Annotated in this window: 21 protein-coding genes and 1 other annotated feature; of the genes, 13 read left to right on the top strand and 8 right to left on the bottom strand. The window is 42.2% G+C overall.

The genetic code is table 11. The annotated features are described in order from the left end of the window. Nucleotides 1-52: 52 nt before the first annotated feature. The 3 genes from rlmC to PSF67_RS10720 form a co-directional block, all read right to left on the bottom strand. A complete protein-coding gene (rlmC, locus tag PSF67_RS10710; protein ID WP_272676893.1) occupies nucleotides 53-1,186 on the bottom strand; it encodes a 23S rRNA (uracil(747)-C(5))-methyltransferase RlmC in 1,134 nt (377 codons plus the stop codon). A gap of 9 nt (nucleotides 1,187-1,195) precedes the next feature. After that, nucleotides 1,196-1,711 (bottom strand): YbjN domain-containing protein, encoded by a 516-nt coding sequence (locus PSF67_RS10715; RefSeq protein ID WP_102138430.1) that lies wholly within the window; start codon nucleotides 1,709-1,711, stop codon nucleotides 1,196-1,198. A gap of 139 nt (nucleotides 1,712-1,850) precedes the next feature. Next, nucleotides 1,851-2,177, bottom strand: coding sequence for a YbjC family protein (locus tag PSF67_RS10720; protein WP_102138429.1), 327 nt, complete (start codon nucleotides 2,175-2,177; stop codon nucleotides 1,851-1,853). A gap of 160 nt (nucleotides 2,178-2,337) precedes the next feature. Between PSF67_RS10720 and PSF67_RS10725 the strand changes: the two genes are divergently transcribed. Beyond that, nucleotides 2,338-2,601 carry a GrxA family glutaredoxin gene (locus PSF67_RS10725; protein ID WP_272676894.1) on the top strand — a complete coding sequence of 88 codons (264 nt, stop codon included), beginning with the start codon at nucleotides 2,338-2,340 and terminating at the stop codon, nucleotides 2,599-2,601. A gap of 247 nt (nucleotides 2,602-2,848) precedes the next feature. Here the strand turns inward: PSF67_RS10725 and PSF67_RS10730 are convergent, their stop codons facing one another. Further along, complete coding sequence (locus PSF67_RS10730) at nucleotides 2,849-3,277, bottom strand: secondary thiamine-phosphate synthase enzyme YjbQ (RefSeq protein ID WP_102138427.1); 429 nt, start codon at nucleotides 3,275-3,277, stop codon at nucleotides 2,849-2,851. 196 nt (nucleotides 3,278-3,473) lie between these two features. Here PSF67_RS10730 and ybjG point away from each other — a divergent pair, with 196 nt between their 5' ends. The 3 genes from ybjG (at nucleotide 3,474) to PSF67_RS10745 (ending at nucleotide 7,693) form a co-directional block, all read left to right on the top strand. After that, the gene (ybjG, locus tag PSF67_RS10735) at nucleotides 3,474-4,082 is read left to right on the top strand and encodes an undecaprenyl-diphosphate phosphatase (RefSeq protein WP_102138426.1); all 609 of its coding nucleotides are present in this window, start codon (nucleotides 3,474-3,476) and stop codon (nucleotides 4,080-4,082) included. Between the two features lie 852 nt (nucleotides 4,083-4,934). After that, nucleotides 4,935-6,251: a serine/threonine transporter gene (locus tag PSF67_RS10740; RefSeq protein ID WP_102138425.1), complete on the top strand. Its 1,317-nt coding sequence runs from the start codon at nucleotides 4,935-4,937 to the stop codon at nucleotides 6,249-6,251. A 74-nt stretch (nucleotides 6,252-6,325) separates the two neighbouring features. Then, nucleotides 6,326-7,693, top strand: coding sequence for an L-serine ammonia-lyase (locus PSF67_RS10745; RefSeq protein ID WP_102138424.1), 1,368 nt, complete (start codon nucleotides 6,326-6,328; stop codon nucleotides 7,691-7,693). Between the two features lie 81 nt (nucleotides 7,694-7,774). Here PSF67_RS10745 and PSF67_RS10750 read toward each other — a convergent pair whose 3' ends face one another. Beyond that, the gene (locus PSF67_RS10750) at nucleotides 7,775-8,980 is read right to left on the bottom strand and encodes a serine hydrolase (RefSeq protein WP_102138423.1); all 1,206 of its coding nucleotides are present in this window, start codon (nucleotides 8,978-8,980) and stop codon (nucleotides 7,775-7,777) included. A 217-nt stretch (nucleotides 8,981-9,197) separates the two neighbouring features. Here PSF67_RS10750 and PSF67_RS10755 point away from each other — a divergent pair, with 217 nt between their 5' ends. Next, nucleotides 9,198-9,821: a glutathione S-transferase family protein gene (locus PSF67_RS10755; protein ID WP_102138422.1), complete on the top strand. Its 624-nt coding sequence runs from the start codon at nucleotides 9,198-9,200 to the stop codon at nucleotides 9,819-9,821. Here the strand turns inward: PSF67_RS10755 and PSF67_RS10760 are convergent, their stop codons facing one another. After that, nucleotides 9,822-10,649 (bottom strand): SDR family oxidoreductase, encoded by an 828-nt coding sequence (locus tag PSF67_RS10760; RefSeq protein WP_272676895.1) that lies wholly within the window; start codon nucleotides 10,647-10,649, stop codon nucleotides 9,822-9,824. Between the two features lie 268 nt (nucleotides 10,650-10,917). After that, nucleotides 10,918-11,045, top strand: a sequence feature (His leader region). 53 nt (nucleotides 11,046-11,098) lie between these two features. Here PSF67_RS10760 and hisG point away from each other — a divergent pair. From hisG to hisIE, 8 genes are read left to right on the top strand one after another with little or no spacing between them, the layout of a single operon-like run. After that, a complete protein-coding gene (gene hisG, locus PSF67_RS10765) occupies nucleotides 11,099-11,998 on the top strand; it encodes an ATP phosphoribosyltransferase (protein ID WP_004256451.1) in 900 nt (299 codons plus the stop codon). Nucleotides 11,999-12,004: 6 nt separating this feature from the next. Next, entirely contained in the window at nucleotides 12,005-13,321 is a 1,317-nt protein-coding gene (gene hisD / locus PSF67_RS10770) for a histidinol dehydrogenase (RefSeq protein ID WP_166266478.1), read from the top strand. 3 nt (nucleotides 13,322-13,324) lie between these two features. Continuing rightward, entirely contained in the window at nucleotides 13,325-14,395 is a 1,071-nt protein-coding gene (hisC, locus tag PSF67_RS10775) for a histidinol-phosphate transaminase (protein ID WP_102138418.1), read from the top strand. Nucleotides 14,396-14,408: 13 nt separating this feature from the next. Continuing rightward, nucleotides 14,409-15,476 carry a bifunctional histidinol-phosphatase/imidazoleglycerol-phosphate dehydratase HisB gene (gene hisB / locus PSF67_RS10780; protein ID WP_166266474.1) on the top strand — a complete coding sequence of 356 codons (1,068 nt, stop codon included), beginning with the start codon at nucleotides 14,409-14,411 and terminating at the stop codon, nucleotides 15,474-15,476. Next, nucleotides 15,476-16,069 (top strand): imidazole glycerol phosphate synthase subunit HisH, encoded by a 594-nt coding sequence (gene hisH / locus PSF67_RS10785; RefSeq protein ID WP_102138416.1) that lies wholly within the window; start codon nucleotides 15,476-15,478, stop codon nucleotides 16,067-16,069. Before hisB ends, hisH begins: the two co-directional genes overlap by 1 nt. A gap of 5 nt (nucleotides 16,070-16,074) precedes the next feature. Beyond that, a complete protein-coding gene (gene hisA / locus PSF67_RS10790) occupies nucleotides 16,075-16,812 on the top strand; it encodes a 1-(5-phosphoribosyl)-5-[(5-phosphoribosylamino)methylideneamino]imidazole-4-carboxamide isomerase (protein WP_272676896.1) in 738 nt (245 codons plus the stop codon). Beyond that, nucleotides 16,794-17,570, top strand: a complete 777-nt coding sequence (gene hisF, locus PSF67_RS10795) for an imidazole glycerol phosphate synthase subunit HisF (RefSeq protein ID WP_004909328.1) — start codon at nucleotides 16,794-16,796, stop codon at nucleotides 17,568-17,570. The genes hisA and hisF overlap by 19 nt, the downstream gene beginning before the upstream one ends. Beyond that, on the top strand, nucleotides 17,564-18,175 hold the full coding sequence (hisIE, locus tag PSF67_RS10800; protein ID WP_166266470.1) for a bifunctional phosphoribosyl-AMP cyclohydrolase/phosphoribosyl-ATP diphosphatase HisIE: 612 nt from the start codon (nucleotides 17,564-17,566) through the stop codon (nucleotides 18,173-18,175). Before hisF ends, hisIE begins: the two co-directional genes overlap by 7 nt. Before the next feature lie 34 nt (nucleotides 18,176-18,209). Here hisIE and PSF67_RS10805 read toward each other — a convergent pair whose 3' ends face one another. Together PSF67_RS10805 and PSF67_RS10810 are read right to left on the bottom strand one after the other, a co-directional pair. Then, nucleotides 18,210-19,196, bottom strand: a complete 987-nt coding sequence (locus PSF67_RS10805; protein ID WP_272676897.1) for an ABC transporter substrate-binding protein — start codon at nucleotides 19,194-19,196, stop codon at nucleotides 18,210-18,212. A gap of 63 nt (nucleotides 19,197-19,259) precedes the next feature. Next, nucleotides 19,260-21,437, bottom strand: coding sequence for a TonB-dependent receptor (locus tag PSF67_RS10810; RefSeq protein ID WP_272676898.1), 2,178 nt, complete (start codon nucleotides 21,435-21,437; stop codon nucleotides 19,260-19,262). Nucleotides 21,438-21,631 lie beyond the last annotated feature (194 nt).

A 21,631-nucleotide genomic window follows, 5' to 3' on the forward strand; every position in this document is an offset into this window, starting at 1 on the left:
GCTTAAAAAATAGAAAGCTTGGTATTAATACCAAGCTTTTTTATACAATTGACTAATTAGTTACCCGTTGTAATAAGGTCAATACCTCATAATGAGACGTATGAGGGAACAAATCAAACAACTGCACCTTACATACGTGATACCCCGTTAACAACTGTAAATCTTGCGCCATGGTTTGCGCGTTACAGCTAGAATACAGGATATATTCAGGCTGCATATGAGTAAGGTAATCGCATAATTCTTTACCAATCCCTCGACGTGGTGGATTGACTAAAATAAGCTGCGGGATATCTTGATTCGCTGTAGCAAAACGCGTTGAATCGAGGGCTTTAAACTCAACATGCTTTAATCCAAGTTCATTCGCTGATTGCTGTGCGCTCGCAATCGCTGGAGCACTGATTTCTATCCCCGTTAAATAGGTTGTTTTTTCTGCACAATGCAAACCAAACCCACCCACACCACAGAACAGATCCCACAAGCTATGTATATCTAACGCTCTAACCCACTCCCTAGCCGTTTGGTATAATTTTGCAGCCACAACAGGGTTAGTTTGGAAAAAGCTTTGTGGGCGAATAAACAACGGCACTTGATTGAACTCTTCACGTAGTGTTTGCGCTTTCGTCAGAAAAATTTCCTGCTCACCTTCCAGTATCGCCATATGCACTGGCTGAATATTGGCAGTAATCACCTCAAGTTGTGGCAACTGTGCTTGTAGCCACGGGAGAGCATTTCTTAATTGCTCAATTTTTTTCTCTGAGCGCAAAACAAACCGTAGCATGAATTTTCCAGAGTGATGACTTTGGGTTAATAATAGGTATTTTAATTCACCGCGTTTGCGCTCAATGTTATAAGGCGTCAGGCCAGCCCTAGCGATAAAAGGAATTAAAGATGCGAATACGTCAGAAAACTCAGCTGGGTATAAAGGACAGTCAGTCAGGTCAACGCCCTGTCCATCATGGCCGATAATACCTAAAACAGGTTTTTCAACACTACCACTAACCACCATTTTGGCTTTATTGCGAAAAGCCATCAGTGGCCCTGTGGCTGGAGGCTGAAATAGAGAGATATCAATAGCTGGCAAAAGAGCCTGTAGTTGGCTCTGTTTTTCAATAACTTGCTGTTCAGGCGTTAATGTCAACCATTGGCATGAATGGCACTGCCCTGCGGCATATTTTTCACAGTGCATAACAGAGACTTAGTGGATAATTATCGAAGGTTTGTCGTCAAGGGAATGCTCAGAGTCTTCATCAACATTGTCATCATCTTCGCTGAAATCATCCTGACTCGCATACAGCAAATTATTGCTAAAGATTTCAAATACAATGGCTGAAATTTGGTCTTCTGCTTGCTGTAAAAAATGGCCGAATTGACGATACGTCATCCCTGCTTCTAATGAAAATGATTGGCTAACAATCAATTTAGGCAAGTTTTCATTGTTTATTTCAAGGAAAACTTTCGCTGTTAATGAGCTGGCATTGATTTGGCTGATATTCGCCACTAACGTCACAATCGCTGTCGGTTTAAGCTCAGCTAATGCAGATAACACCAAAACATTATTTAAAATATCGAGCTTCGCATCAAAAATACCGTCGATATTTTGCATATGAGGTAAATGTAATGCAGAGCAGGAATCACACTCGAAATAAGAGGTTTTGAGTTGGTCTAGCCATTCACGTAGCTTAGTGATGTCAGGGTAACAAATAGAATCCATGGGCAATAACCTTCTTCAACTCAAAATAGTCGTGCAATATCGATTTGTTAGGGTTTTGGCACATTTCCCCCTAACGAAAAAAACGAATAATTCTCACATATTGTAGGGCGAAACACCAGTAAAACTGCGCTTAATCTACTTATTCATCAGGTTTATTATCTGCAGAGTCTGACTTTTTAGATGCGCTCTTTTCTGGCTGTTTATGATCAATACCCAAAAAACTCAGACCATGAATTGCTCGCCAGACAATGTTGATCATTGCAGGCACCAAACAACCAATACCGACCATAATCATGCTCACGATCACCCCTGACTGCATTAAAGGCTCTGGCAGTGTGATGTAGTCATTTAGTGCTAACAAAACAATAATAAGCAGAATGATCCCCACACCTTCTAACACGATAATGGGCTTTGGCATATCAGCCAATGAACGCATTGTCCCTTTAGATTGAGGTTTATGACTCATTCTTTTTCTCCTCTCATTATTGTGTCTCTTTCTCAAACTGTGAATTATATGCCATACCTATAGGTATAACAGGAAAATTCGACTTTTATTTCATAAGTTATATAGGCATAGTATTGAGCATTGCAATTAGAATCTGAGCTCAAGATAAAAAGGAGATACTATGTATACTGTTATTTTTGGTCGTCCTAGCTGCCCATACTGTGTTCGTGCAAAAGAACTCGCTGAAAAACTGAAAAATGAGCGTGAAGATTTTGACTACCGCTATGTTGATATTCAAGCTGAAGGTATTTCTAAAGAAGATTTATCTAAAACTGTCGGTAAACCTGTTGAAACCGTTCCACAAATATTCATTGATGAGCAACACATCGGTGGGTGCACAGATTTCGAAGCTTACGCTAAAGAAAATTTGAATCTATACAAGTAATTAGTCACATCCGTTTTTCATCCCAACAAGCAAAGTTGTTCACTTATTTATAGGTGTTAACACTTTGCTTGTTCTTTTTGTGCTATTTAAGCCAAATTTAATAAAAATATTGCACTTTTTTTCATCTAAGTGAGAACTTTCTTTTTTAGACGGGGTCTTAATTAGTGCCACTGCTTTTCTTTGATGTCCCCATATTGAGGAGCCCGATAGCCAACTGTTTGTTTTCATGCTATCGGGTTTTTTGTTTCTAACGGCTGGGTTCGCCTTGCAATGTAATGATTAACCTACGCTTTCCACCATGATTTCTATGTTCACATAAATAAATCCCCTGCCACGTTCCCAAATTTAAACGCCCTTTCGTAATCGGAATCGTTAAACTTGCACCCAATAAACTGCTTTTTAGGTGCGCAGGCATATCATCACTTCCTTCATAATCATGCTTATAATAAGGCTCATTTTCAGGAACAGCCTGATTAAAAAAACTCTCGAAGTCTTCTCTGACAGTGTAATCCGCATTTTCATTGATCGTTAAAGATGCCGATGTATGTTGAATAAAAATATTGGCTAAACCAACCTTAATTAAGCTAAGTTCAGGAAGCTGCTTGAGAATTTCTTCTGTCACTAAATGAAACCCTCTTACTTTTGCGCTAAGTTGTATCTCTTTTTGCCACCACATCACTTCTTCTCCCTTTTACTTATCTAAGTCTGTTACTGCACTAAATAATTATTGAGTAATAGTTAAACCGCAAGTAAATTTGTCGCACAAAGCTTTCAATAATAAGACAAAGGGACTTTACCTGCTCATTAAGAAACTTTAATCTCCCTTTAATACCTATTCTGTCTTACTAACTATCTGTCCGAGGTACTGAACTGTGCTGGAACAACTTAACCTTGATCTATTCAATTTGATCAATGCTACTCCAGAAACTGCAAGTGGAACCATTGCTGTAGCTAACGTGATTGCAAAACGCTTAATTCTGTTATTTCCACTATTTACTGTTGCTTGTTGGTTTTGGGGCGCCCAGCCAAATATGACTCGCCAACGTGCCTTTGCCTGCAAAGCGGCCATTGCTATTGTCATTGGTTTAGCAATTTCGTGGTTAGTAGGCTATTTCGCGCCGCATGACCGCCCATTTGTCATGGGAATTGGCACCAATTTCTCTGAACATAAAGCCACGCCTTCATTCCCGAGCAACCATGGCACGATTGTCTTTACATTCGCTTTCGCGTTTCTTTTCTGGCTAAGGACCTGGGTAGGGCTTGTCATGATGATCCCCGCTATTGTCATTGCTTGGTCGCGTATTTACCTCGGTGTTCACTGGCCTTTAGATATGGCAGGCGCCTTTATACTTGCGATTGTCGCATGCGGTTTGGCTCAAATTCTCTGGTCTATTGGTGCGAATAAAATTCAATCACCTATTACTCAGCTATATAGTTTCATTTGTGCCCCTCTTATTCGTAAAGGTTGGTTTCAGCCATAACAACCTATATCCAAATACTGGCATTAATTAATGCCAGTTCATTTCCCATGATAAAAACTGAGCTAGATCAAAGTTTCTGTTTATTTTTATATTCAGCATTAAAATCTTTTTGAAGTTATCAATAAAATTATTAAAACAATCAGTTAACAAATATTTTGTTACCTATTTTAATTATTTTTTTCGTTGCGAAAAAAGTGGCAAATATAAGCATGAAAAAAATTCAAATTAATTAATATATAGCACTATCTCTTCCAACTCCCAAACTAATTAATCACGCAAAGAATCATTCTAAAAACCAAAATAATAACCATAATTATCAACATATTACTGAGAAATAAAATCGACTGAATCGTACTTCCATTACAGTACAGTTCAATATTTATATTGATATGGATGATATTTTAATCAGCTCAATTTTAATCATTAATATAATAATATTTTTTCAGCAGAATTTAATTCTGTCAAAAATTAAGAAAATTTAAACTTATTTAATTAGCATTTAGCCTCTAATAAAAGCAAGCCTAACGCAAATTTCCTTAACATTTTTATAAAATATGATTATCTATCGCAATCTAAGGAGATATTTCTCTTTTGAGATAATGATCACGGCATTTTATTCTGGTAAACTATAAATTCACACCCTCAAAATCCACTTTTAAAAATTTATGATAAAAATGCAAAACTGATTGAAAATAAATTTAGACCTAATATTAGTTTTATTTCCAATCAGATTGTTACGCAAAAGAAAACAATTGTTATTGAGTAATTGTTCGTACCAAAAGATTAAAAGTTCGTAATGCATTTGCCGTTACGCTAAATGATTTTTTTTGACTTATATTTTCGGAGACTATTATGGATGCAACAAAAGTTGGTTCCATCGACAAAACAGCCTCGCAAACAGTAACTAGCAATGCTTGGCGCAAAACTGACACAGTATGGATGCTGGGTTTATATGGTACAGCTATCGGTGCTGGGGTACTGTTTTTGCCCATCAACGCAGGTATGAGTGGTTTATTACCTGTTTTACTGATGCTGGTATTAGCCTTCCCAATGACATTTTTTGCTCACCGTGGGTTAACACGCTTCGTTCTGTCTGGTTCAAAACCGGACGGTGATATTACTGAGGTCGTGGAGGAGCATTTTGGTCGCACAGCAGGTAACTGGATCACCCTACTCTACTTCTTTGCTATTTATCCTATTCTTCTTGTTTATGGTGTTTCCATTACCAATAACGTAAATAAATTCTTAACCGAATTATTAGGCGTTGGCGCACCACCACGCTGGCTACTTGCCTTGATCCTTGTAGGCGGAGTGATGGCGATTGTGGCATTCGGTGAGAAATACATCGTAAAAGTCATGAGTATGTTAGTGTTTCCATTTATCGCCGTGCTGGTTGCATTCTCACTGTATATGATCCCACATTGGTCTGGTGATGTACTGAATACATTAACTTGGGAAGGTATCACTGAAGCAACAAAAAATACCGGCGGACAAAGCATCTGGGTCACTATTTGGCTGACAATCCCAGTGATGGTATTCGCATTTAACCACTCGCCGATTATTTCTGCTTTCTCCGTTGCAAAACGTGAAGAATACGGTGATGCAGCTGAACAAAAATGTTCACGAATTCTTGCTTCTGCACACATTCTGATGGTGCTGACCGTTATGTTCTTCGTGATCAGCTGTGTCTTTACCTTATCTTCAGCAGATCTTGCACAAGCTAAAGCACAAAATATCAGTATTCTTGACTACCTGTCTGGCTATTTTGACCAGCCATTCATCAAATATGCAGCTGCAATCATTGCCTTTATCGCAATTATTAAATCTTTCCTAGGTCACTACTTAGGCGCACGTGAAGGTTTCAATGGCTTGGTTGAGCGTGCTTACCGTGCAAAAGGTAAAACAATTGATGTTCGCAAGTTAAACCGTGGTACTGCTATCTTCATGTTAGTCACAACATGGATAGTAGCAACATTAAACCCAGGTGTGCTAGATATCATCGAGAGCCTCGGTGGCCCAGTAATCGCAATTTTACTGTTCTTAATGCCAATGTATGCAATTAGCAAAGTACCTGCGATGCGTAAATACTCAGGTAAAATCAGTAATATATTTATTGTAATTATGGGTCTGGTCGCTATCTCTGCGGCAACATATAAGTTATTCTTCTAATTGAAGCCACTAGGTAGCGTCCTAAATGGAAGCTACCTAATTTCAATGACTTTCTACAAAAGGAAGCACTGAATATGATTAGTGTATTTGATATCTTCAAAATTGGCATCGGCCCTTCAAGTTCCCATACCGTCGGCCCAATGAAAGCGGGCAAACAATTTGTTGACGACCTTATCCAGCAAGAAATACTCACTCGCACAACACGAATTGCAGTTGATGTTTATGGTTCGCTCTCTTTAACAGGTAAAGGCCATGCAACGGATATGGCAATTATTATGGGCCTTGCGGGTAACTTACCGGATACCATTGATATTGACGCTATTCCTGCTTTTATGCGTAATGTTGAGCAAACTGAAAGGCTCTCCCTTGCTCATGGGCAACATGAAGTTGATTTCCCTACTGAAGGTGGCATGAATTTTCATACTACCAACCTACCGCTCCATGAAAATGGAATGAGTATTACAGCATTCAGTGGTGATGATGTTATTTACAGCAAAAATTACTATTCTATCGGCGGTGGTTTTATTGTCGATGAAGAACATTTTGGCCAGTCAGACGAAAATGCCGTTCAAGTCCCTTATCCATTTAAATATGCGGCTGACCTGCAAAAACACTGTAAAGAAACTGGTTTATCGCTTTCCGCACTCGTGATGCAGAATGAATTAGCATTGCGTAGTAAAGAAGAAATTCAGCAATATCTCTCATCCATATGGGATGTGATGAAAGCGGGTATTGAGCGCGGTGTCACAACTGAAGGCTTATTACCCGGCCCATTGCGTGTTCCTCGTCGTGCAGCGGCTCTACGTCGCCAATTGGTCACAACAGATAGCACTAATATGGACCCAATGGCGGTAATAGACTGGATCAACATGTATGCCCTTGCTGTTAACGAAGAAAATGCAGCGGGTGGTCGTGTTGTAACAGCGCCAACTAACGGTGCTTGTGGCATTATACCTGCCGTTTTAGCTTACTATGATAAATTCATTCGCCCGGTGAATGAAAATTCCTATACCCGTTATTTTTTAGTTTCCGGTGTCATTGGTGCGTTATATAAAATGAATGCGTCAATTTCTGGTGCAGAAGTCGGTTGCCAAGGGGAAGTGGGTGTTGCTTGTTCGATGGCCGCTGCGGGATTAGCCGAGCTAATGGGCGGTAGCCCTGAGCAAGTCTGTATTGCGGCAGAGATTGCCATGGAGCATAACTTAGGCTTAACCTGTGACCCTGTTGGTGGACAAGTACAAGTACCTTGTATTGAACGTAATGCCATTGCTTCCGTTAAAGCCGTCAATGCAGCCCGTATGGCACTGCGTCGCGTCAGTGACCCACGAGTTTGCCTCGATAAAGTCATTGAAACCATGTATGAAACGGGTAAAGACATCAACGCTAAGTATCGTGAAACCTCCCAAGGCGGCTTAGCGATTAAACTGGCTCACTGCGAATAGTTTGTGTCTTAATCTCCTCGATAAAAATGCCTGCTAATGCAGGCATTTTTGTGTTCACATCATTTTCTACTTAATCAATCATTAACCGAAAATGGCACTCCACCAGCCGCTAATCGTTTTCATGATATAATCCCAAATACGGCCGAAAAACCCGGCTTCCTCAACGGCACTTTTTGCGACTAAAGGGTGCTGTTCGATGACTTCATCATTAAGAATAAAGTTAATCGTACCTACCGCTTGGTTCTTAGCCAGTGGCGCTTCAAGTGAATCATTGGTCAGTTGAATATCCACTTTTAAGTTTTGCAGCTGCCCTTTAGGAATAGTAACAGAAACATCATCGGCAACACCTAAATCAACTTCTGAAATATCACCAAACCAAACGCGTTGTTTTTTCAGTGTAGCATCAGCCTTAATTGGCGTGACAGTTTCAAAGAATCGGAAGCCCCATGTCAGTAATTTTTCACTTTCAGAAAAACGTACACGGTCACTTGGCGCCCCCAACACGACTGAAATCAAGCGCATATCACCTTCTGTTGCAGAGGCGACTAAGTTATGGCCTGCTCCACTCGTGTGCCCAGTTTTTACGCCATCCACTTTTAAATTTTGGTTCCATAACAGACGATTACGGTTTGGTTGACGAATTTTATTAAAGGTAAATTCTTTTTCCTTGTGTAGTGCGTATTCATCAGGCACATCGCGGATCATTGCTTGGGTTAACAATGCCATATCCCGCGCTGTACTGTATTGCCCTTCTGAATCTAGGCCATGAACCGTTTTAAAATGGGTATTTTTCAAACCAATCTTTTGCACATACTGATTCATTAGACTCACAAATGAGTCTTGGCTCCCTGCAACATAATCAGCAAGGGCGATACTGGCATCATTCCCTGACTGGATCACAATCCCTTTATTTAGATCCAACACAGAAACACGGTCTTTAGGCTTTAGAAACATCAAAGAGGAGCCTTTAAGAACAGGGTTACCCGTCGCCCAAGCATCTTCCCCTACTGTGACCATGTCTTGTGGCGTGATTTTCCCTGCATTGACGGCCTGGCCAATCACATAGCTGGTCATAATTTTTGTTAAACTGGCGGGGTCTAAACGTTCATCTGGATTTCCAGAAGCTAAAACTTTACCGCTATTATAATCCATCAAAACAAACGCTTTTGCATCGACTTGAGGAGCAACCGGTGTCTGCGCCGCATAAGCACTGGAACTTACGGCAACCAAAAGACTCAACCCAATTCCAGCTCGGCGGGTTTTTAAAGACAACATTTTCTTACTCATCGGTTATTCCTTCACTTAATTCTGTACATTTAAATTACTGTCATTGACTCAACATCACTAAACGAGAACCCATCGCTGTGACAAAATTTGATAACTAGACCTAATATAAGACTTTAATTTCACTGAGGCCACTGATAACAAATAAACATTTGCCTCTGAGTAAATTTAATCTATCTTAACCATGGTCGATGCCAAAAAATCAATTTAGGAGACTGCCATGTTAACTGTTTGGGGACGCGTCAACTCTTCCAATGTCAAAAAAGTACTTTGGTGCTTAGAAGAATTAAATATCGCTTACAATCAAAAAGATGTGGGTGGCCCATTTGGTGGGCTAGATACACCTGAATATATAAAAATGAATCCAAACAGCACAATTCCAACTCTACAGGATGATGACTTTGCGCTGTGGGAATCGAATGCGATTTTACGTTACCTTACGGAAAAATTTGATCATTCTCACTTATTACTCGCACAAGACCTACAAGAACGAGCGGCCGCTGATAAATGGATGGATTGGAGTGGTGCTAATTTATTCGACCACATTAAACAGATGATGAACAAAATTGTTCGTGTCCCAGAAGCAGATAGAGACCCAGAACAAGCTAAAATTATTTATGGCAATATCAACCGGTTACTAACCATTGCTGATAATGCATTAGCTAACCAAGCCTATTTCAGTGGTAACAAATTTGGTATCGCTGACATTGCTATCGCACCACTATTTTACCCTTGGCATGAAATTGTCACGCAGCGCCCTGAATTTAAAAATTTGGAGCGCTGGTACCAGCAACTGACCACACGCCCTGCGTTCCAAAAAATTGTCATGATCCCAATTAAATAATCACAGGGTCATATTCATCAAACTTGGGTTTGGGTACTGGTATTCAAACCCGAGTTCTTGGCAAATTTTATTACCGTTAATGACTTTTCCCGCTAACGCATTCTCTTCCTCAATAAACTCAGGCGGAACTAGCCCGATAGATTGTGCTGCATGAGTATAAAATTCGGCTCGTGTTGGGTGGACTGGCGCACAGAGGTTATAAATATGTCCCCCTTGCGGTTGCTGGAGCAATAATAAAATGGCGGCAATCACATCATCTTGATGCACCATATTCACAGGTTGGTTTGCCCCTTTCACCCCGGTTTTCCCCGCTAAAAAACGCCCTGCATGTCGTTTTTCACCAACTAATCCCGCTAATCGCAGAATATCCACCGATATGTTCGGTAACTGATGCAACCACTGCTCTGTCGCCACCAAGGCTTTAGCTGATTCCGTCACTCCATCCAATGGGCTATTTTCAGCCATTTCGCCATTTTGTTCCCCATAAACTGCCGTAGATGATGTGAAAATAACTTTAGGCACCTGAAATGCTATCGCGCTATTTACCAGTGCTTCAACCGCGGTCACATAGTATTCAGTATTAATTTTAGATGGAGGTAGCAAAATGATGATAGCATCACTTTGTTCCATCAATTGTGCTAAATCATCGTCATCACATTCAAGTTCTGGGGTTAATTTCAATGCATAGCACTCTATTCCTACCGCTTGAGCGGCTTCAATACCATCTGGTGTTGTTTTAGTTCCAACCACATGAATGCCTTGAGACAATAAGGCCTGAGCAAGGGGCAACCCAACCCACCCTAACCCGATGATAGTGACTTTCTTCATATGATAACTCCCCAATCGTTCAACTGACTGAAATTAATCACAGAGTAGCTGAAAACCATAAAACTTCCGAATACAATTTCTGAGGGATTTATCACTATAAAAAGTGAACAACTAATTATTATTGGTTATTTTTAAAAAAAAGGTTGCATTCATAGGGGGAAATCGGATAGGTTGAATACCAATGAGTATTTAGTTAGCACAATGAATGTTTAGTCATTCACTTAAATAACAGAACGGAAGACATTATGAATCGTATTTCACGCAACCATCATCATCACCATCATCCTGACTAGTCTTTCGGGCGATGTGTGCTGGAAGACGTTCAACGAATCTTCCGGTGGCTGAAATGCGAATTGAGAGAACCCTCGGAAGATAATCTTCCGAGGGTTTTTTTATTCTTGAACAAAGAGTTACTAAACAAAAAATTTTAAAGGGATAAGGGTAAAGTCATGTTGGATAAATCACGTTTACGTATTGCAATACAGAAATCAGGTCGTCTGAGTGAAGAATCAAGAGAGTTACTTTCTCGCTGTGGCATCAAAATCAATTTACAACAACAACGTTTGATTGCTTATGCAGAAAATATGCCTATTGATTTACTTCGCGTTCGTGATGACGATATTCCAGGGCTGGTCATGGACGGTGTCGTTGACTTAGGGATCATCGGTGAAAACGTTCTTGAAGAAGAGTTATTGAATCGTCGTGCTCAAGGTGAAAACCCACAATACAAAACACTACGTCGCCTCGATTTTGGTGGGTGCCGCTTATCTCTCGCTGCCCCATTAGATTTCAACTATACCGGCGCAGAGTGCTTAAATGGCTCACGTGTTGCAACCTCCTATCCACACTTGTTAAAACGCTATTTCGACCAAAAAGGCATTCAATTTAAATCATGTCTGTTAAATGGTTCCGTCGAAGTCGCTCCGCGCGCTGGCCTTTCCGACGCCATCTGTGACCTCGTCTCTACAGGTGCAACACTTGAAGCAAACGGCCTAAAAGAAGTGGAAGTCATCTACCGTTCTAAAGCCTGTTTAATTCAACGCGATGGCGAAATGTCGCCTGAAAAACAACAGCTTATTGACCGTATGATGACCCGTATCCAAGGTGTCATCCAAGCGCGTGAGTCCAAATACATCATGTTGCACGCGCCAAGTGAAACACTCGAAGAAATCATTGCCTTACTGCCGGGTGCTGAACGCCCAACTATTTTACCGTTAGCAGGCGAACAAAGCCGTGTGGCGATGCACATGGTGAGCTCAGAAACGCTATTCTGGGAAACCATGGAAAAACTCAAAGCGTTAGGGGCAAGCTCTATTCTTGTCCTGCCAATTGAAAAAATGATGGAGTAAGCCGTCATGAAAATGGGATTTAACCAACCTGTTCGCTGGTCGGCTTGTAACCAAGAGCAGCAAAGCGCTTTGCTGCTGCGCCCTGCAATAGCGGCTTCTGGTAGCATTAGTACTGCGGTTAGCCAAATTATTGACCAAGTCCGTAACGAGGGCGATACCGCCCTCAAAGCACTGAGCCGTCGTTTCGATAAAACTGAAGTCGAAACGGTGCGTGTTCCTGCAAATGCTGTTGACGCAGCAGAGGCTCGTCTTGGTGATGAAATCAAAACAGCAATGAAAACAGCGATTGGCAACATTCGTCGTTTTCACGAAGCCCAAAAACCCACTCCGATTACAGTGGAAACACAGGCAGGCGTCGTGTGCCAACAAGTCACGCGCCCAATAGATGCAGTCGGTTTATATATTCCAGGGGGGTCGGCCCCTCTGTTATCAACGGTCATGATGTTGGGAACCCCTGCGAATATCGCTGGCTGTCGCAAAATCATTTTATGTTCACCTCCACCTATTGCCGATGAAATTTTGTATGCAGCGAAACTGTGCGGCATCAGCGATATTTTCCAAGTAGGTGGTGCGCAAGCGATTGCTGCAATGGCATTTGGTACCCAAAGCATTCCTGCGGTTGATAAAATTTTTGGCCCCGGTAATGCCTATGTCACTGAAGCAAAACGCCAAGTCAGCCAAAGCCATGATGGAGCAGCCATTGATATGCCTGCGGGTCCTTCCGAAGTGTTGGTCATTGCTGATAACGGTGCAAACCCCGCATTTACCGCATCTGATTTGCTATCTCAAGCAGAGCATGGCCCTGATTCACAAGTTATTTTATTAACTGACGATGAAAGCTTTGCCCAACGCGTGATTGAAGAAACAGAAAAACAATTAGCGCAACTTTCACGTGCAGAAATAGCGAGAGAAGCCCTAAGTGCCAGCCGTGTCATCATCGCTGACTCCATCGCTCAATGCGTTGAAATTAGCAACCGTTATGGCCCTGAGCACTTAATACTGCAAACTCGCAATGCCGATGACCTGGTCGATGCTATCACAAGTGCCGGCTCTGTGTTTGTTGGCGACTGGTCGCCAGAGTCGGCTGGCGACTATGCATCAGGCACCAATCACGTATTGCCTACTTATGGATATACCTCAACCTATTCAAGCCTTGGGCTCGCTGATTTTATGAAGCGAATGACAGTCCAAAAGCTGTCAAAGCAAGGCTTATTAGGCTTAGCCGACACCATCGAAACGTTAGCTCAAGCAGAGCAACTCACGGCTCATAAAAATGCCGTTACCTTACGCGTTAACGAACTAAAAAAACAAAATCAGGAGTAAGTCATGAGCCAACCATTTAATGCCGCCAGTCTTGCACGTGAAAATGTTAAAACCATGACACCTTATATGTCTGCACGACGTCTAGGGGGAAATGGAGACGTTTGGCTCAATGCCAATGAATACCCGATTGCACCTGATTACCAATTCAGTGAACGTAACCTTAACCGTTACCCTGAATGCCAACCGGTTGCGGTGATCAATAACTATGCGGCTTATGCCAAAGTTAAACCAGAACAAGTGCTCGTTTGCCGTGGGGCCGATGAGTCCATTGAGTTGCTGATCCGCGCATTTTGTGAACCAGGCAAAGATGCGGTAATGTTTTGCCCGCCAACCTATGGCATGTACAGCGTCAGTGCAGAAACCTTTGGTGTTGAACAAAAGAAAATCATGGCGTTGCCAGACTGGGCATTAAACGTTAATGCGATCCGTGAAAATCTATCCAATACCAAACTGATTTATATTTGCAGCCCGAATAACCCAACAGGCAATATCATCGACAATAAAGATTTACGCGAAGTGCTAGATATGGCTGCGGGCCGTGCGTTAGTCGTCGTCGACGAAGCCTATATTGAGTTCTGCCCACAATACAGTGTAGCAAGCTGGTTAGCACAATATCCAAACTTGGTCATTTTAAGAACCTTATCCAAAGCCTTTGCATTGGCCGGTTTACGTTGTGGTTTCACCTTAGCCACCCCTGAAGTAATTGAAGTGCTATTAAAGGTTATCGCCCCTTATCCTTTATCAACCCCTGTTGCGATGATTGCAGCTCAAGCTCTTGAACCACAAGGCATTGAGACAATGAAAAGCCGCGTAACAACGATAACAGAAAACCGTATTGCACTTCGTGAAGCGCTGCGCGACTTATCGGTGGTTGAACACGTTTATCCGAGTGAAACTAACTATATTTTGGTACGTTTTACCGATGGTAATAAAGTGTTTAAAGCCCTGTGGGACCAAGGCATTATTTTACGTGACCAGAGCAAACAACCCGGTCTCATTAATTGCCTGCGTATTACTGTTGGGACAGAAATAGAAAATACCCGTGTTATTGAAGCTATTGCAGCACTTTGCTAATTAGGAATGACTCATGAGCCAGAAAATTTTATTTATCGACCGTGATGGAACATTAATTACCGAGCCGCCAACCGACTTCCAAGTTGATAGCTTAAGTAAACTCGCCTTTGAAAAGGCGGTTATTCCTAGCTTACTTGCTCTGCAAAAAGCCAATTACCGCTTAGTGATGATAACCAATCAAGACGGCTTAGGCACCGATAGCTTCCCAACCGCAGATTTCGAGCCACCGCATAATTTAATGATGCAGGTATTTGAGTCCCAAGGCGTTAAATTTGATGAAGTGTTAATTTGCCCACATAAGCCTGAAGATAACTGCGTTTGTCGTAAACCTAAGCTCCAGTTAGTCGAACGCTATTTAGATAGCAACGTGTTAGATAGCGAAAATAGCTATGTGATTGGTGACCGTGAAACAGACATTCAACTCGCTAAAAACATGGGTATCAAAGGGTTACGTTATAGCCCAACAGAACTTGACTGGGAAGCTATCACCCAGCAATTAACTAAACGCGACCGCCATGCACTGGTCAAACGCGTCACAAAAGAAACCAATATTCAAGTCGAAGTCTGGCTGGACCAAGAAGGCGGCAGCAAGATTAGCACTGGCGTGGGCTTCTTTGACCATATGTTAGACCAAATCGCGACTCACGGTGGTTTCCGGTTAAACATTGAGGTCAATGGCGACTTGTTTATCGATGACCACCACACCGTTGAAGATACCGGTCTTGCACTAGGTGAAGCGCTGAAAGTGGCACTTGGAGATAAACGCGGTATCGCACGTTTTGGTTTCGTTCTCCCAATGGATGAATGCCAAGCGCGCTGCGCGCTGGATATTTCTGGCCGCCCACACCTTGAATACAAAGCCGAGTTTAAATACCAACGCGTCGGTGACTTAAGCACAGAAATGATTGAGCACTTCTTTAGCTCGCTTTCCTATGCGATGGGCTGCACGTTACACCTGAAAACCAAAGGGAAAAACGATCACCACAAAGCAGAGAGCTTATTTAAAGTTTTCGGCCGCACACTGCGCCAAGCAATTCGTGTTGAAGGGGATACGTTACCTAGCTCGAAAGGGGTTCTGTAATGAACGTTGTCATCCTTGATACCGGCTGTGCAAATTTAGCCTCTGTAGCCTATGCGGTAAAACGCCTAGGCTATGACCCTGTGGTGAGCCGCGATACCAACACCATTTTACAAGCCGACAAAGTCTTTTTGCCCGGTGTCGGTACGGCTAGCGCAGCCATGGAAAAGCTGACTGAACGCGAATTAGTACCGTTAATCAAAGCACTGACCCAACCAGTATTAGGTATCTGTTTAGGTATGCAATTACTCGGTTCTTTTAGTGAAGAAGGCCAATCTACGGTGCCACTACTGGGGTTAATTGATAGCCCTGTACAAAAAATGGATGCCAATGGGCTTCCTGTTCCACATAGCGGCTGGAACCAAGTCAAAGCGCTAGCAGGAAACCCACTGTTTCGGGATATCCCAGATAACGCCTATTTCTATTTTGTACACAGTTATTCGATGCCAATTTCCAGTCATACCATTGCGCAAACTCAGTATGGCAATCCGTTTAGCAGCGCAGTGAATTGCGATAACTTCTATGGTGTCCAATTTCACCCAGAACGTTCTGGCACCGCAGGCTCACGCTTGATTCAAAACTTTTTGGAGATGTAATTACCATGATCATTCCTGCATTAGATTTAATTGATGGCACGGTGGTGCGGTTGCACCAAGGGGATTACGCCAAGCAAACTGATTATGGCAATGACCCGCTCCCACGTTTGCAGCAATATGAAAAAGAAGGAGCAAAATTATTGCACCTCGTGGATTTAACGGGAGCTAAAGACCCACAAAAACGCCAAATTTCACTACTCAAAAAATTATTAGCAGGCGTCAGTGTTCCAGTACAAGTTGGTGGTGGTATTCGTACCGAAGAAGATGTTAAAGCCTTACTGGAAGCTGGAGCGACCCGTGTTGTCATTGGCTCAAAGGCTGTCACTAAGCCTGAGCTGGTCAAAACGTGGTTTGAGACCTATGGTGGCGAAGCCATTGTCCTTGCCTTAGACGTACGTATTAATGACCAAGGCATAAAAGAAATCGCCATTAGCGGTTGGCAGGAGAATTCAAATCTAACGTTAGAACAAGCCATTGAAATATATCGTCCTTATGGCTTAAAACATGTCCTTTGTACGGATATTTCCAAAGATGGAACATTGGCGGGTTCTAATGTGAATTTATACCAAGAAATTAGCCAAAAATTCCCTGATATTGCTTTTCAAGCATCGGGCGGTATTGGTGATTTAAATGATATCGCGGCTATTCCGCCATCTGGTGCAGCTGGCGTAATTGTTGGCCGTGCATTATTAGAAGGTAAATTCACCGTTGCGGAGGCAATCAAATGTTGGCAAAACGCATAATTCCTTGTTTGGACGTTCGCGACGGCCAAGTGGTTAAAGGTGTCCAATTTCGCAATCACGAAATCATCGGTGATATTGTTCCATTAGCACAACGCTACGCCCAAGAAGGCGCAGACGAACTGGTGTTTTATGATATTACCGCCTCTTCTGATGGCCGAGTGGTAGACAAAAGCTGGGTTGCCAAAGTCGCTGAAGTAATTGATATTCCTTTTTGCGTCGCGGGTGGTATTAAAAGTGTCGATGATGCCGCACAAATTCTCTCTTTTGGTGCTGATAAAATTTCCATCAACTCCCCGGCATTATCTGACCCTACATTAATCAGCCGTTTAGCTGAACGCTTTGGCGTACAATGTATCGTTGTTGGTATTGACACTTGGTTTGATGAAAGCACAGGTGAATATCTCGTTTACCAATTTACCGGTGATGAAAAACGTACCACACAAACCACGTGGAAAACCCTTGATTGGGTAAAAGAAGTGCAACAACGTGGCGCGGGTGAAATTGTGTTAAATATGATGAACCAAGATGGTGTACGCCAAGGGTATGATCTACAACAACTCAAGAAAGTCCGCGAAGTCTGCCAAGTGCCCTTGATTGCCTCTGGCGGTGCAGGCGAAAAAGTGCATTTTCTTGATGCCTTCACTGACGCAGGTGTTGACGGTGCTTTAGCCGCTTCTGTATTTCATAAACAAATTATTAATATCGGTGACTTAAAACAATACCTAGCCGAAAACGGAGTTCAAATTAGAGTATGTTAACCACAGAACAATGTAGCCAACTTGCATGGCAAAAAGTCGATAACCTGATGCCTGTTATCGTACAACACGCCGTTTCAGGTGATGTGCTAATGCTTGGGTATATGAACCCTGAAGCATTAAATGTCACCTTAGACAGCCGTAAAGTCACCTTTTTCTCTCGCACAAAGCAACGTTTGTGGACGAAAGGCGAAACCTCCAATAATTTTTTAAATTTAGTGGATATCTACCCAGACTGTGACAGCGATACGCTGCTAGCTCTCGCGTTACCGGATGGCCCAACTTGCCATAACGGCACACAAAGCTGCTTCGCACCCGCACAAAGTGACTGGGGCTTTTTGTTTGAACTAGAAACCTTGCTCAAAGAGCGCAAAACTGCTTCTCCTGAAAGCTCTTATACCGCGCGTTTATATGCAAGTGGTACTAAGCGTATTGCGCAAAAAGTGGGTGAAGAAGGTGTTGAAACCGCATTAGCGGCAACCGTTAATGACCGCGCAGAATTAACCAATGAAGCGGCTGATTTGATGTACCATTTAATGGTATTACTGCAAGACCAAGAACTTGATTTAAGTACGATAATCAAACGATTAAAAGAGCGTCACCAGTAATCGATAAACTGCCAGCCTCGCTGGCAGTTTTATTTTATGGGTGCAAAATATTATCAATTTGTGCATCACTCAGCGAAATCCCAAAAAACTTCAGGTAGAAATCTGCTGTCTCTTGTTTCATATCGATATCCGCAAAGCGCTCTGGGTAAAGAGTTTGCGCTAACCACAGAAACTGTAATGCTTCTTCTGAGGTTTCACGGCACCACCAAAACATCCCTTTTGGGTTGACATACACCTGTTGATTTTTTACCGCGCTAATGGCTTTCCATTGGGAAGACGTTCGGATGATATTGGCATCTTCTTTATTCATTGCAACGATTACATCGGGATTGGCCGCAATAATCGTCTCCAGTAATACCTCACCTGAGTTATTTTTCTTATCCGAAAACCAAGTTTCAGCCACATTTTTGGCTCCCGCCAAATCCATCCAATCTTGATTTAACGAAGGGCGCCCCGAGGTAAATAACGTATTTCCCATACTATGATAAACCCTACGTTTTTCTGCATCTGTTAGCCCGACTAAGCGTTCATTTACCAACCTGACATTACGGTCAAAATAACGTTGATATTCGAGCGCTTTATTTTGTGCATCTGGTCCTAGTTCTTTTGCTGTCGCTTGAACTCTAGCTTGTAAAGCTTGCAATGAATTTGCAGGGTACTCTACAACTTTTACCCCTGCACTTTCCAATATGTCCCGTTGAGGGACTTCCATGCCTTTCGCCACAAACAATAATTGTGTACGCAAAGAAATTATTTGCTCTGGATTTAATTGGTTGCTAATACTGATAACTGGAACATTATCAATATTGGGTAACATTTGACGAAATAGTGGAATTCTTTTCGCTATCACCGATGTACCAACGATTTGCTCGCCATAACCCAACATCATAATAATGGTATTTTGTGCTGGCCACGGTGTTGCAATACGCAACTCGGGGTTATCCGTTTTTGCATTTAACAAGCTACTGACTAGTAGCCCGGCAAGCAAAATAATGGATTGTAAGAAAGTTATTTTTCTCATCTTAATGCCCCTTCTTTACTTCATAATAAAGAAGGGTGCTCCTTACGTTTATTGTTACGACCATTAAAAATCAAATGTGATGGTTGCGCGGACTTCACGGCCAGAGCCTAAGAATGCGCTATTTCCACCACCTTGGCCGTTATTACCTGATGGGAAAATAGACGCCCAATAACGTTCGTCAGTGACATTATCGACAGATAGGCGAATAGTGGTAGGAACCTGGTTGATTTTTGTACTATAGCGAGTTCCTAAATCTAACGTCGTGTAGCTACCAATCCAACTTGAGTTAGTATCATTTGCCGCTCGCTTACCGGTGTAATGTACATTTGCACTGTAAACCAACTCAGGCATAGCTGGCAGCGCATATTCAACTAGCATATTAGCTTGGACTTTTGGAACTCCAACCACTCGTTTGTCCCGAGTGGTTCGAGAGCCTGTGTCTTTCAGTTTAGGGTCTAAAAATGTTATGCCGCTATAAACGTTTAACCCCTGCCACACATGACCTGTAGCGGTTAACTCAAGCCCCCTATTCACTTGCTTACCTTGTTCACGAAACACACTATGACTATCCACATAAGCAAATGGCCGCTCTAAATGAAACAGTGCCGCACCAAGGTTTAAATCAGCCACATCAGCTTTAACCCCAACTTCATATTGCTTACTACGATATGGGTCTAAAGTCTGCCCTTCATTTTTAACGCCTTGTCCTATCGGAGCCGTATCCCCTTCCTCCAATGAGTCTGCATAACTTACATAAGTCATCAATTGTGGGGTAATTTTGTACATCACGGCAGCATTTGGGCTTAACCCTTTGGAATTAGTTTGGCTGGTTTTATGGCTCTGTTTGTCAAAACTACGACTTTCTATCCAACTTTGGCTGAGATAAAACATCGCTGACCATTGTGGGTCAAATGTAACGGTATCGCCGATAGTGATACTTTGTTGACTATTTTCCGCAGATTTATAGCGTGAGCCACCCGTGTAAATTTTACCATTTGCAGGTTCTATCAATGAAGATGGGTGGTACATATTCGTTGAGCCAAGGTCATAAGCCGTAGCAGCTCCCTTTGCACTATAAATAGACCAAACATAACCATTCGTCGCGAATGACAAATCGTGTCCAATAGACCCCGTGTCTACATGGCCATTAAGTGTCACTGAATTACTAAGTACACGAAAACGCCCAGAAGCCGGAGAGTCACGGAGTGAGCGCTTAATATCACCTTTATCATTGACCAACATACTGGTCACCGTGCGCATCGCTCTATCTGCTTGTTGATATCCGACTGCGGCATTCAATGTCCAATCTTCATTAAAATCATGAAGTAAGCGAGTGCTCACTGTATCTGTAGTTAAATCATTCCCCGCAGTGTGCATAGCTAAATTTTTATCTTGCGGATCCGGTGCTTTTGGTAAATTAATTTTAGGGCCATAGCTGAAGCTCCCCACATAACCTTTTTGTACAAAATTATAGTGGCTAGCATTGAGCTGTAACTGTGTCCCCGGTTGAATGTTCCAATCAAAGGCAACAGAAGCCAACTTACGACGTAGAGTGCTATCCTTTAAATTTCCCGTTCCTTCTTCATCCATTAAGTTTAAACGATAACCAAAGCGCTTATCTGTATCAAAATACCCCCCAAGATCAACATGGCCGCTATAGGCATTACGGCTTTGATAACCTAAAGATAAGCGTTGAATATCTTCAGGGCGTTTTGCCGTGAAATTGAACTGACCAGCCGGGCTAGAAGGGCCGTACAAAGACCCCGTGAGACTATTAATAATGTCCACCCTATCCAACATTTCAACCGGAAATGCCGTCGTTGAGACGACATACAAGCCATCTAACCGACTATTAGCTACGACACTTCCTTGCATCCCACGGCTTTGTGGACGTCCCACATCCATACCCCCACGTGCTTGCATTTGGGTACTCGGGGCATATTTAAGTAATTCACTGATACTTTTCGCTTGCTGATTATCAATCATTTCACGACTGATTGTTGTTGTGGAATAGGGAGTATCAATCCAATCCAAATCCCCTAACGGGCCTAAATCAATTTGAGAGGTAAAGAAGCCCGCTCCGGCTTGAGCTTCTGTTGTGACATCCCCTGAAGCCGCTGTCACCAACATTTTGTCTTGCTTGGAGCTTGTAAGCTGCTCAGAGACTTGCGCAGCAACAATTGATGGGGCGATCCCTGCAATAAGAGGTATTAGAATATATAAATTTATTTTACGTTTCATGTTATCTGTTTTCGTTATATAAAACTTTATATTACCGAGAATAAAATGCACCGTAAATGATCAAACTCAATTCTTAACAATATGTATTCTCATTATCCTATTGAAATATTGTTTTATAATTATTTGAATTTATTAAAAATAAAATAGCAGACAGAATATCCAATAGATAAAATCACCATTCAGATAGCAATACA

Origin of the sequence: Providencia sp. PROV076 (assembly GCF_028483405.1) — a bacterium.
In the GTDB taxonomy this organism is placed as follows: Bacteria; Pseudomonadota; Gammaproteobacteria; order Enterobacterales; family Enterobacteriaceae; genus Providencia; species Providencia huaxiensis.